Annotated in this window: 10 protein-coding genes and 1 other RNA gene; all 11 read right to left on the bottom strand. The window is 50.3% G+C overall.

The window, feature by feature from the left end; genetic code table 11:
• The coding region (gene trmD, locus ACEW8P_RS09240) for a tRNA (guanosine(37)-N1)-methyltransferase TrmD (protein ID WP_373512798.1) at positions 1 to 563 on the bottom strand (563 nt) is incomplete at its 3' end.
• Positions 553 to 1,128, bottom strand: coding sequence for a ribosome maturation factor RimM (gene rimM / locus ACEW8P_RS09235; RefSeq protein WP_373512797.1), 576 nt, complete (start codon positions 1,126 to 1,128; stop codon positions 553 to 555). The genes trmD and rimM, both read right to left, overlap by 11 nt.
• A gap of 112 nt (positions 1,129 to 1,240) precedes the next feature.
• A complete protein-coding gene (locus tag ACEW8P_RS09230) occupies positions 1,241 to 2,353 on the bottom strand; it encodes a 30S ribosomal protein S16 (protein WP_373512796.1) in 1,113 nt (370 codons plus the stop codon).
• 236 nt (positions 2,354 to 2,589) lie between these two features.
• Positions 2,590 to 4,089 carry an OmpA family protein gene (locus ACEW8P_RS09225; protein ID WP_373512795.1) on the bottom strand — a complete coding sequence of 500 codons (1,500 nt, stop codon included), beginning with the start codon at positions 4,087 to 4,089 and terminating at the stop codon, positions 2,590 to 2,592.
• A gap of 69 nt (positions 4,090 to 4,158) precedes the next feature.
• Positions 4,159 to 4,560: RNase P RNA component class A (gene rnpB / locus ACEW8P_RS09220), an RNA gene on the bottom strand.
• A gap of 113 nt (positions 4,561 to 4,673) precedes the next feature.
• Positions 4,674 to 6,113, bottom strand: coding sequence for a DUF4403 family protein (locus ACEW8P_RS09215; RefSeq protein WP_373512794.1), 1,440 nt, complete (start codon positions 6,111 to 6,113; stop codon positions 4,674 to 4,676).
• A gap of 4 nt (positions 6,114 to 6,117) precedes the next feature.
• On the bottom strand, positions 6,118 to 7,125 hold the full coding sequence (locus ACEW8P_RS09210; protein WP_373512793.1) for a DUF2027 domain-containing protein: 1,008 nt from the start codon (positions 7,123 to 7,125) through the stop codon (positions 6,118 to 6,120).
• A 157-nt stretch (positions 7,126 to 7,282) separates the two neighbouring features.
• Complete coding sequence (locus ACEW8P_RS09205; protein ID WP_373512792.1) at positions 7,283 to 8,272, bottom strand: DUF2279 domain-containing protein; 990 nt, start codon at positions 8,270 to 8,272, stop codon at positions 7,283 to 7,285.
• On the bottom strand, positions 8,200 to 10,278 hold the full coding sequence (locus ACEW8P_RS09200) for a VWA domain-containing protein (RefSeq protein ID WP_373512791.1): 2,079 nt from the start codon (positions 10,276 to 10,278) through the stop codon (positions 8,200 to 8,202). The genes ACEW8P_RS09205 and ACEW8P_RS09200 overlap by 73 nt, the downstream gene beginning before the upstream one ends.
• Positions 10,279 to 10,407: 129 nt before the next feature.
• On the bottom strand, positions 10,408 to 11,154 hold the full coding sequence (fabG, locus tag ACEW8P_RS09195; RefSeq protein WP_373512790.1) for a 3-oxoacyl-[acyl-carrier-protein] reductase: 747 nt from the start codon (positions 11,152 to 11,154) through the stop codon (positions 10,408 to 10,410).
• A 137-nt stretch (positions 11,155 to 11,291) separates the two neighbouring features.
• On the bottom strand, positions 11,292 to 11,708 hold the full coding sequence (locus ACEW8P_RS09190; RefSeq protein ID WP_373512789.1) for a hypothetical protein: 417 nt from the start codon (positions 11,706 to 11,708) through the stop codon (positions 11,292 to 11,294).
• Positions 11,709 to 11,932: the final 224 nt, after the last annotated feature.

Here is an 11,932-nt window from a genome sequence, read left to right as displayed (position 1 = left end):
CCTTCAAATTCAGCGGGTCGGGTATAGACGGGCGGGGCCAGTAGGTCGTCCTGAAAAGAGTCTGTAAGGGCAGAGGTCTCGTCATTCAATACCCCAGGAATGAGCCGAATAATGGCGTCGGCCAGCACCGCCGCTGCCAATTCTCCACCCGAAAGTACGTAGTCGCCGATACTGATTTCCTTGGTCACAAAAAGGTCGCGCACACGCTGATCCACGCCCTTATAGTGGCCGCAGAGCATAATCAGGTTCTTCTGGAGAGAAAGCTGGTTGACGGTTTTTTGGGAAAGACGCTCGCCGTCTGGCGTAAGGTAGATGACTTCGTCATAAGTACGTTCTGCCAATAGCGCCCTCAAACATCGCGCAATAGGTTCAATTTGTAGTACCATACCCGCCCCGCCGCCAAAGGCGTAGTCGTCCACTTGGCGGTTTTTGCCCGTGGCATAGTCACGAATGTCGTGCAGATGTACTTCTACCAACCCCTTGTCGCTCGCTCTTTTTAGGATAGAATGGGCAAAAAAGCTTTCCATCAGCCGGGGAACTACCGAAACCACATCAATTCTCATCATCGCCGTCCCGCTCAGATTCCCCATCGACTTCTCCACCGCCCGTATAAATCTCTAAAAGTCCTTCGGGTAGATTTACCGACACGCGCTGCTCGGCCCGATCTGCTTTCAAAACGATGCCTTCCACGATGGGGATAAGCACTTCGCTTCCCTGATAATCGAGCGCGATGAGGTTTTGGGTAGCTACGGAATACACTTCTCGTACTGTGCCAAGTACGCCCAGGTTTTCATCCGAAACTTCAAACCCTTGAATCTCGTGGTAATAGAATTGGTCATCTCCTAACTCTTCTAACGTCTCGAGCGGCATAAAGATCGACGTCCCTACTAACGCCAGAGCTTTTTCCATGGTATCTAATCCTTCCAGTTGCACAATGGCCCGGCTCTTCTTTTGAAGGTTAAAGCTTTCGATAAAATAAGGTATCAAATCTCCTTTTATTTCCAGAAAAATAGATTCTAAGTCCTCGTATTCTTCGGGGTAATCTACGTCGAGATGGAACACGACCTGGCCTTTAGTACCGTGGCTTTTCACGATGTAGCCTAATAAGTAACAGTCGTCCTGCGTCAAAGCGATAAATTTTTAGAATGTGAAACGACTTTGTCTCAAAATATCACGAGCCTGCGCGGAAAACCGACAGGCTCGTAAATGTTATTTTAAACGAAAAACGTTTGGCAACGCTTTAAGCTTTCTTTTCTTCGTCGGCGGTATCTTCCTTAGCGGCTTTGTCGCCTTTGGAATCTTCCAGCTTGTCAGCTACCTCCTCAGCGCTTTCACTGACATCTTCCGTCACCTCGGCTACCTTTTCGGCTATCGCAATGGCAGCTTCCGTGGCAGTTTCTTTAACAGATTCAACAGCGTCGCTGGCGACGTGGGCGATCTTTTCCAGAACAGATTCTGACTTTTCTTCTTCTTTCGTTTCGGCTACAGGAGCAGTTTCTTCCTTTTCAGCCGGAGTAGTTTCTTCCTTTTTCGCTACGGGTTTCTCTTCCGCAGAAGCGTCATCTTCCTGCTTTGCAACAGGTTTCTCGTCCGCAGAAGCATCCTCTTCTTTAGCAGGCTTCTCAGCTACGGGAGCAGTTTCTTCTACCTTATCAGCGGGCTTTTCTGCCTTAGTAGTCGGCTCTTCAGTAGCGGGAGCAGGTTCCTCTGCCTCGGCAGTGGGTACTTCGGCAACCGGAGCGGCCTCTTCCTTCTTGGCGGTGGGTTCCTCGGCTTTCGCAGCAGGTTCTTCTACCGGAGTCGATTCTTCAGCAACGGGAGCAGCATCCTGCGTTTCGGCAGTGGCTTCTTCCGCAACGGGAGTTTCTTCTTCCTCAACCGGTGCGGGCGCGGGTGGCGTGTTTTTCTTGACAATCGCTTCTACACGCGCTTGGTTCACTTTACGTTCGGCATCAAGCTTCTGAGCTTTTTCCGTCGATTGCTTCGTATTCAGCGACTCTACTTTGGCAGCAGTTTTGTCTGCCTTCATATTTTTCCACTCTTCGAAGCGGGCGTCCGCATCTTCCTGGGTTACGGCACCTTTGTTGATACCGACCTGCAAATGTTTGCGTAGCATCACCCCTTCGTGGTGCAAAATCGAACGAGCCGTGTCGGTAGGTTGAGCGCCTTTCAGAAGCCAGTCAACCGCGCGATCCGCCTGCAAATCCACAGCCGCCGGGTTTTTATTGGGATCGTATGTTCCAATTTTTTCGATAAACTTTCCGTCACGGGGAGCCCGGGCATCAGCTATCACGATGTCGTACATCGCTAATTTCTTGCGTCCTCGACGCGCTAATCTAATCTTTACTGCCATTACAGTTGTATGGTTTTTAGTGAGGGATCTCGTCCCTTCGTTTCAAATAGGGTGCAAATTTAGCGATTTTTCGGTAGCGCAACTTGTGTTTTTCGGTTTAAAGTTTTAAGTTCTAAGTTCTAAGTTTAGTAGTTTTCTGTGAATCAGATAGATAACACTCAAACAATCTAACAAAATTCAACAAAAAAGAGTGAAGCTAATCGGCTTCACTCCTCTTTTTTAGTCTTTTACCTATCTTAATTTAACCTGAATCCGGCTGGGTAGTTGGAGCGCAGGGTGTTATTTGGCATAATCTTGATTTCGACACGACGGTTGGCTTGCAGACCTTCAGGAGTCGTATTCTCGGCCAACGGACGATACTCGCCGAAGTACTCTACCAGCAGACGACTTGGGTCAGACAAGCCAGCCCGCAGGATAAAGCGCTTGGCGGACTCAACACGACGACGCGACAGGTTCATGTTGTAGCCGTAAGAAGCCCGGGCATCCGCATGTCCCACCAGTACAATGCGGCAGTTAGGGCGCATGTTCAGAAGTTCGACCACTTTCTTCAATGTCTCTTCCGAGGCGTCACGAATTGTTGCCTTGTCGGTATCGAATTCGATGTTACTGAACAGTGCTTCGCACTCGTCCTTAGGCAGGTTATTCTTGATAGCGTCCGTGATGTACTTGTCGATGTCGATGGCTACACCACCACCCGACACTACGCTACCAGCGGGCGTGTTAGGCTCTTTGTCAAAAAGGTCAGCTACGCCGTCACCATCGGAGTCAGTGTAAAGGCGAGGATCGACAGCTTTAGGCATATTGGCTTTGGCAATCGAATCGGCATCGTCCATTGTGGGATTGTAGGGAAGCGGGATAAGCGACTTTGGATCGGCCCAACGCAGGTGGTAGCGACCACTCGAAGCATCGTACTTACCATCCTTTGACATCACCGCGTTCTTACCAAGCTTGTAGGTAAGGGCGATGGCACCGTAACCCCACTTATCCAACTCAGATTCTCCTTTGATAAATGTGAAGATGCCCGTTGAAGTAGCGTGGTTAGTCAAGCTACTGGCGGTAAGATCAAGTTTCTCAGTAATCACATGGTTGATGGCAAAAGACAGGCCAAGGTCGATGCGGGGAGACACTTCGTAATGAATATCCATGCCCAGGGGTACCACCCATTCGCGGGTATAGATGGAGCCATTGCGCTCCCATCTACCTGCTGTTTTTGAACTACCATCTGTGTTGGAGGAGAGAAGCAGTTCATTGGTATTGAGGTCAAATACCTCCGTGTGGTAGTACATGATACCAAAACCACCACGGGCATCGAATTTCCAGCGACGCAGCTTGTCTTGTCCAAAGAGCAGACGGTTGATGTTCATGGTTCCATCCAGAGTTACTTGTACGAAGGAAGGGCTCTCGAACCGAAGATCACGCACATCGCCCGTTATTTGGCTTTGGTAGTTCAGCTTGGAACCCTGCAACCAGCCGTTCCAGCCCGTGAGTTGTACGCCAAAAATAGGCGTCAGTTGCTTGTTGATTGAAAGACCGAAACCGCCCGTCAGGTCTTCTCCAGGTCCACGCTTAAAATCGTATTGCTTTAAGTCACCAAAAAATCGGGTAATTCCACCGTAGCCTGTAATGGACCAAGTGTTCATTTTGTTCGGACCTTCATAGCTGCGATTCTGCGCGGAGGCCGTTGTAAAGCATAGGGCTGACAGGATCAGGGAAATGTAAAGGTTTTTCTTATTCATGGGGAACACCAGTTGTTGTGATTCAAACTAAAAGCAATTTTACAAAAATCTAACGCAAATAAAAAACCGAAAAAAGGTAAGCCTATAAGCCGGGTTCTGTTTTCCAGCGGAGCCGGAACTCCTACCATTTATCTCGAACTACGGTCGCCCGTAGCCTCTAACGACCTACCCGTGCCGACGTTCCGAACGAGCCAGAACCGAAGCGGGCCACTCCTGGCCGACACCTATTTGGTCTTTCAGTCCGTAAGGTTTACCTCGCTCTCGTCATTGCTGACGAAACGGTGGGCTCTTACCCCACCTTTTCACCCTTACCCGAGCATAAAAATTATGCCAGGCGGTATCTTTTCTGTGGCACTGGCTGTCGGTCAATCGTCGCCAATCGACCGCCTTCCCGTTAGGAAGTACGGTGCCCTGCACTGCCCGGACTTTCCTCCCCGATGATTAAACCGGAGCGATAGGACAGCTTCCCTTGTTTCGGTCGGCGCAAAGCTAAGAAATACTTTGCATTGAAAGGTAGCCAGCTCAACATTAATAGAAATATTTAGCGGGCCATTTCTCGGCGGTAGACCGATTTTTGGCACTAATCAAAGTAATCCTTCCACTTTTAGGGACGCCTGTCCCGTCGCGAATACGACGGCGTAGATATTTTCAGGTGTCAGATACACGCGATCGGGCTTAATTTCGGCCAAAGTACCATTCAATACCACGCCCTTGGCAAGGGTGTTGTTCTGCATCGTTTGCTGAATATTTTTGCGAGCCTCCTCTATCTGTTCTCCCACTGGGAAAACGAATTGTTTTTCCAGCATTTTACTGAACTTGCCCTGCAAGAGCCAGCCCGCCGTTTTGAAAAGCACATTGCGCGTATCCAGGTCGTAGTCCAAATCTTTCAGAGAGAGATTTTTGGTTTCAGGGTCGTAATGAGGAATTCCTCGCAGGTAGATGACGCCGTTCAAGCTTCCTTTTAAGCCCGCCTTGATAATTAAGAATTCATCCTGCCCGTACATTTCCAGATTAGTTACCTCAACGGAATATTTCCCGTTACTGAAAGAGAATTTTTCGCCCACAAACTTCGCCTTCGCCAGGCGGGTAGCATCTTTATAGGGGATTACACTTATGAGCCCTACTTTGAATTCCTGCGGAATTTTTTCTACCACCATGAGATCGGGTAGTTGGCTGTCACCCCTTATTTCAGGTTCTTCCACCGAAGTAACAGTTTGGGTGTAGCCCCGAATCCCGATGCTGGTGCGGAGAATATTGTTTTTGACGACTAACGGCGTCATCACCGCCGAGGTCGGCACCACCACCAGCCAAGTGTCGTACTCTTTGGACATCAGCACGGGCCTTCGGGCCAGATCCCAGGCTTGGCGGACATACTTTTTTAGTTCGATAGTACCCGCTACTTGCTCGTCGATGGCCGAGGTTATTTTCTCAAAATTGCGGCTCAGCATCCGGCTCACCATCGCTTTTACCGGGATATTTAGTCCCGCAACCCTCACACTGGGTTCGGTGATCCAGTCGTAGCTGTCCACGCTGGTGCGAGTAAGTACTTGCCAGTCAGGCGATACACCGATATCGGACAGGAAACGGAGGCGCAGCGCGAATTCAGTTTCTTTGGTACCCGCGATTTTGAACCCCAGCGGACTGGTTTCGTAACGCACGCTGACCCAGACTTTGATCGGTACTTCGAAGAGGAAAGTTGAATCGACGGCCTGAACTTTGATGGGACTCATCTTCCATACCTTTGCTTTTAGGTTGTCGGTGTCGAAGTCGTCGTAGCTTTTGTCTTCATAAATCAGCCCGCTCAATTGCGCGTTGAGTTGCCGCTCAAGTTCAATCAGCGGCATCTCGACCGGAAGATTGACCGAGGAAAGGTGTTTTTCGTCCTGTAGCTGCATATCGGAATAGAGGTATTTTTCTTTGGGCGCGGCGGGCTGGTTGGGCGCGTCGGGTTTGCATTGCGCCAGCAGCAGCCCAAAAAGTAAGCACAGTCCCGGACGTATATATATAAGGAGTGATGACTTCACGAAACTACTTGATCTTGACAAAGGTGGCACCAAAGCCGAATTTTTCTTTTTGGGCGTCTTCAAAGAACTGCACATTCTGGTGCTTACTCAGCCGACGGTGAATTTCCTGCCGCAGCACTCCGTTTCCCGCCCCGTGGATGAACGTGATTTCGTCCCGGCCCGAAGCGATCGCGTTTTCCAACTGCCTCTCAAAGGTGTCGAGTTGCAGATTGAGCTTGTCGGCATCTAGTACAGCATCGGGTGTCGGACTTAGTTTTTCAAGATGCAAATCTACCACGGATTGTGGCGCTTCCACTTTGTGCGAAGTAGTCTTTTCTGGCGAGAGCATCCGCTCGCGAATTTCCGCAGCAGAGACGCTCGCCGAAGTCTTGGGTTCCTCTGAGGCGGCCGCACTCGCGGTACTTTCGTCATCGAGCTGATACACGTAGCCTTCCTTTGCTAGCACGGGGACTTGTTGCTTACGCTTATAAAAGGATTGTACTCTACAGCGGAGTCTCTTTTGAAAAGGTGGCTTGACAGCACTACTCCCCTGACGGAAGTACAAGGCCTGAATTTCGAAAATAGGCCACTCCTCGATGTCCTTGATTTGCAAGTCGGTAAAGCGGTGCGTGGTACGCGGGCTAAGGACGCCCGAGGCCAACCCTGACTGTTTACCATTTGTATCTTGATAAATTGTAAAAGGCAGCCCCCAATCGGAGTTATTAATCAGATGAACCGTAAGTTCGCGATCATTGATGGGCATGAATGCCATATAAATACCTTTCTCAGCAAATGGGGCCGATGTCCGAAATGCCAGGCTTTCTTCCTGCTGTCTGAGTGCTTTACCGCCCACGGGTTCAGAGGGTTTCATCCGCTGACTTTCCATGGGTGACACCGTCACTACTTCCGAGCGTAACACCGGAATACGGAAGCCTTCCTCAATTTCTATTTCTACAATATTACCCGGCAGGAAAGCATAAACGATTCCTTCTTCCGTGCCGCGTAGTAGTCTTACTTTATCGCCGATGTTCATAGTTTTGGTTTATTTGTTGAATCGTTGAAGTGGTGCGCCACCCCGGCGTTGAATCGTTGAATCGTTGAATCGGTGAATCGTTGAATCGAATTTATTTATTATTGACATTTCAAACAGACAAACAACCCGGCGTCTCGACAATCTCACAATTCAACAATTAAAAGTACCACGGCCTGAATCTTATTCCCTTTCGGGAAAATTCTGCGGCAGGTGCTGGAATTTTTAATGAGTTCAACAAGAACGCCAGTGATTTGATCAATTTACTGCGCGTTTTTATTTTCGTAAAATCTATATCGACCGAAAGGTAGTATTGCCGATAAGGTCGATAGCCCAATTCGACACTTTGCTCCGTTTCGGCGGCAACCATGTTCTGAATGCCATAGCCCACTGAGAAACAAAGCCAGGGCGGCCAGTTGGAACCAGGCGCAAACGAACGCGGACTAGCCGAGAACCAGTAAGTTTGCCCATTGTAATCTTTGAGCCACTGCTCAGTTCTTCTGCGTCCTAATAGCTCGGGGCGCGCTTCGGCCAGAGGCGTAAAGTGAAAAGAGTATTTAGGGACAATCCTCACTTCGTCCCACAGCACGTATTGCCCTACAAACAGCGCCGGACCGACCAAGTTCGCAGCCATGTCGCCGGGTGAGAAGCCGTAGTCGGGGGAAAAACCGTCGAGAATCTCAATGGGGGTTTGAAAAAAAAAGCCCGAAATGGCTCCGTAGATGATGGCTTGCTTTTTAGTGATGCCCGTTTTCTTGTACAGTTCTGCCGTGTGGCGGCAAATCTGGTAAGACGAAAACAAATGCCCGGCTTTGTCCATCTGCTTCCACTCGTGCGAATCGTCGGCGATGCGAAAATTCGTAAGCGGATCGTTGTACCATGTCTTGCTAAGGCCGTAAATAGTCCCGGCGTATAGCGCGGTTTGGGCAGCGAACATTCCATGCAGGAGACGGTAGTTGGGCTTTCGCACTATTCCGCTATCGGCTTCACTCGGCAGGTCTTGGCTGAATGCGCTGGAAACACAAGCCAGAAAGGCAAAAACGATGGTAGAAAAAGCAGTCCGCTTCATGCCGCCAATCAATAGCTGCCGCTGTACTTCCGCAGCCCCCATTCGAGCGAGGCGAGGATCAGCAGCAGGAAAAACAGCCATTTTAGTTGAATCAGTTCGGCCATTTGCTCCGAACTGTTCAAGCGATCCGGCGGGCGGTTGTTTGTCATGATCTGTACTAAACTAGACACCGTGTTGGGTTGCACGAAGCGTCCACCCGTGCGCTGCGACAGTTCACGTAGCATTCCGAAGTCCGCCGTGGTGTTCTGGGCTTCGAGGTCGGTGTCAGTAACTACAAACTGGCCCCTTACCTGCTCCAAGCCCGAGCGAAGCGTGGCGGAAGCGCGGTATTTATAGACACCCTCTGGCAGACCGCTGATCTCGAAGCGGGGATTTTCGGCGGTGTAGGTGTAAGTGTAGTTTTGGATTTTTCCTTTCTCGTCAGTTATGTCCAGCCGTACGTCTTGGCCATAAATCTTTTCGTAAATGTCGTTGTAAATTTCTGTCTGGAAAGTGACCCGATCGCCTGCGTCGAACTCGGCACTAGCGGGATAGACGCGGAATTTACGCTTGTCTTCTTTAACCGAAAGTAGCTGAATTACTTTTTGAAAAAGTTCATCGACGACGTCCTGCTTCTCGGTCAAGGCGAATTCTTCCTGCCGCCATTGCCAGATGCCCTCGCCCGCCAGCACGGCTACTTTGCGCTCGCCCTCGGTACTGATCGCCAGCAGCGGCTTGGTAGTCGCCACGCTACCCACGCGCTGGTACAGAACCACTTCGCTCCCCGGCGTCAGTCGGTATTCACCGAACGGTACCGACAACGGGGGTAGTTTTGCCAGAATATCCAGTCGCTGGTTGTCCAGGTTCAGGAGTTGAAAGGAGGTATTGAACATTCCCGTCACTTTGTCGAATTGGCCCGGATTGGCCGCGATCTGCATTGTCCGGTTTAGCGGGTTTACCGCGCCGATAGCAGACTGATTTCCCAGAATAAAAAACAGAGGCGTGTTCTTAGCCATCAGTCGCCTCACGGACTCATTCCCGAAACCCGAGGCGTCAGGTACCTGGTGAAAAATGACGAGGTCGTAAGCTTTGTCGGTCATCTCGTTGAGGTTGCTGGCCGTTGTCAGCAGTTTTACGTCGAGTTCGTAGTTCTCGTTCTGCTCAATGATACTGCGCAAAGCTTTGATGTCCGGGTGGGGTGCCAGGCCCAACAGCAGGATTTTCTCCCGTCCGTCGATGATGTCGATATAAACCTCACGGCGGTTGTTGCGGGTACTGGATTCACCGGAAATGCCGCCCACTTCCACTGTATAATGCTGAACGCCCTTCTGATTGGAAGCGGTCGTGAAAGTAAATGATTGAAAGTAGTCGTCGCGGTTCAGCACCACGTTTTGCGTAGCTACTACCCTCCCCCCCTGCCGCAGCGTGAGCGTAGTGCTTCGCCCGGCCATGCCGTTAGCTACCACGTCCACCTGAATCGGAAACTCGTTGCCCATGTAGGCCACGCGATTGGCTGTGACATTGCGCAGCAAAATATCGCGTTTGGGAATGGTATCGCCGATGGCCACCGTGTGCACCCGAAACGGGTAATTACCATAAGCGGGCGAAAGCCCCTGATTGACAATTCCGTCGGAAAGCAAAATCACGTCCGTCAGGTTTTGTCCCTCGAAATTGCTGCGTACCGTGCTTAGCATGGAAGCCAGGTTGGTCTGGGTGCCGTTGAATTTTACTGAATCCAGCTCCGTTTGCAGTGCGTCGGCGTTCAGCGTTTCGATGCTTACTTCGTAGCCGTCGGCGGTCAGTTGCCGCCGCGCTTCTTCTAACGCCGGGAGGGCCGTCGCGCCCCCCGCCGCCGTGGACTGCGAGTTATCAACGGCCAGCACGACCTTGGCCTTATCGGTGGTCGTCTGTACGGTTCGCACCAACGGTGCCAACAGCAGAAAGCAAAGTACCGACACCAAAGTACCGCGCAAAACGGCCAGCACAGCATTCAGCCTCTTGCCCCACGACGGTTCGGGCTGGTACAGGAAAAAGGCGTAGGCCGATCCCGCCAACAGGCAAAGCAAAATGAACCAGGGAGAGGTTTGGAGGAAAAGTTCGGATCGCATGGGCGAAGCGGGTATTCAGATAGTGGGTTCGGGGGACCGGAAGCGGTCAAGATACAACCATAACGCCGAAAACCCTACGAATGGTTTAGCGCGGGCCCTATCTTACCCCAGTCGCAATTTTCCAGCGGTTTAGGTAAGCATTCCGCCGTCTACCTGAAGTACCTGCCCGGTGATGTACTTCGACCTATCTGAACCCAGAAAAACGCAGGCGTCAGCCACTTCTTCCGGCTTACCGCCACGCTTGAGCGGGATGGACTGCTTCCACTCTTCCAGGGCTTTGGCTTCGAGGGCTTCGGTCATTTCGGTTTCGATGAAGCCGGGGGCCACGGCGTTGGAGCGTATATTTCGCGAACCCAGTTCCAGGGCCACCGATTTAGAAAAGCCGATGATGCCTGCCTTTGACGCGGCGTAGTTGGCCTGTCCGGCGTTACCCATAATACCCACCACGGAGGTGATATTGATGATGGAGCCGCTCTTGGCCCGCATCATAGTCTTGATCGCCGCCTTGGTCAGGTTGAACACCGATTTCAAATTGACATTCATCACGGTATCCCACTGCTCCTCGCTCATGCGCATCAGCAGGGCATCGCGCGTGACTCCCGCGTTGTTCACCAGTACATCCAGTTTGCCGAAATCAGCTACGACGTCAGTAATTAGCTGATCCGCCGCCTGAAAGTCCGATGCGTCCGAGCGGTAGCCCTTGGCTTTCACGCCGAAGGCTTCCAGCTCTGCTACCAGCGCTTGGCCTTTTTCGACACTCGATAAAAAGGTAAAAGCGACATCCGCCCCTTCTTCGGCAAATTTCATAGCGATGGCGCGGCCAATGCCCCGCGAAGCACCCGTGACTAGGGCAGTTTTATTTTCCAAAAGTTTCATTGAGGGAAATCCTTAGTTCTGTGGTTTGAATTTTGGACGAAGGTACGGGTTTGGGGTTTTGGGTGCAAAAAGTATAACTAGCTTTACTCCCTTTTCAATGATAGCAACGTCAAAAATACCGACTGGTTTTCAGTAGGTTAAATTTTCTTGATTTGAAAATTTACATTCTTAGTCTTGCCATATTCTTTATGTTGAAGGGTAAATGAAGAAGTAAGTATTTCATATCGTCCATCACGCTTTACGTATGTAAAGTATTTGTTATTAGTGACTATTGCAATCTCAACAAAATCTGTATTCCTGCCCACAACGTAAGACAATTTATACCTTCCAGCGCTGTCAGTTTCCGTGTCTTCATCAAAGGTCGGTATTGGTGAGAATCCTTTGACTCTTGTTCCGCTAAGTGTTAATTCTATACCCTTTACGGGCACCCCCGCTTCATCTACCACTGTGCCTGTTACTATAGTCGGAGAACTGGGGAATTTGCCTTTGCATGCACCAGACAAGCATACAAACAGTATCAAAACTAATAACCGGAACGAATGATGTCTTTTCATTATTGGTTTTTTGAAATTGCCAAGGCCAATTAACTTTTAACCCGCTGACCCTAATTTGTAGTCATATCATGTCTCGACTCGCATTTACAATGCGAATACCCGGAAAAGTAAAACCGCCTGTTGCAAACTGCAAACTGGCGATTTGCTGGTATTTGCATTATACTACAGGATGACGCTTCACCTCATCCTTTTCAAGATGTTCTTTAAGAAAATTGGGGCAAAAA

Source organism: Persicitalea sp., from assembly GCF_041751555.1.
GTDB lineage: Bacteria > Bacteroidota > Bacteroidia > Cytophagales > Spirosomataceae > Persicitalea.
Note: the sequence above shows the minus strand (reverse complement) of the source record. Positions and strands in the feature narration are given on the sequence as shown.

What these genes read in the sequence shown, in the direction of transcription:
- ACEW8P_RS09230 (WP_373512796.1), bottom strand. Translation starts at nt 2,353, where the DNA reads ATGGCAGTAAAGATTAGATTAGCGCGTCGAGGACGCAAGAAATTAGCG.
- ACEW8P_RS09225 (WP_373512795.1), bottom strand. Translation starts at nt 4,089, where the DNA reads ATGAATAAGAAAAACCTTTACATTTCCCTGATCCTGTCAGCCCTATGC.
- ACEW8P_RS09210 (WP_373512793.1), bottom strand. Translation starts at nt 7,125, where the DNA reads ATGAACATCGGCGATAAAGTAAGACTACTACGCGGCACGGAAGAAGGA.
- ACEW8P_RS09205 (WP_373512792.1), bottom strand. Translation starts at nt 8,272, where the DNA reads ATGGCTGTTTTTCCTGCTGCTGATCCTCGCCTCGCTCGAATGGGGGCT.
- ACEW8P_RS09200 (WP_373512791.1), bottom strand. Translation starts at nt 10,278, where the DNA reads ATGCGATCCGAACTTTTCCTCCAAACCTCTCCCTGGTTCATTTTGCTT.
- fabG (WP_373512790.1), bottom strand. Translation starts at nt 11,154, where the DNA reads ATGAAACTTTTGGAAAATAAAACTGCCCTAGTCACGGGTGCTTCGCGG.
- ACEW8P_RS09190 (WP_373512789.1), bottom strand. Translation starts at nt 11,708, where the DNA reads ATGAAAAGACATCATTCGTTCCGGTTATTAGTTTTGATACTGTTTGTA.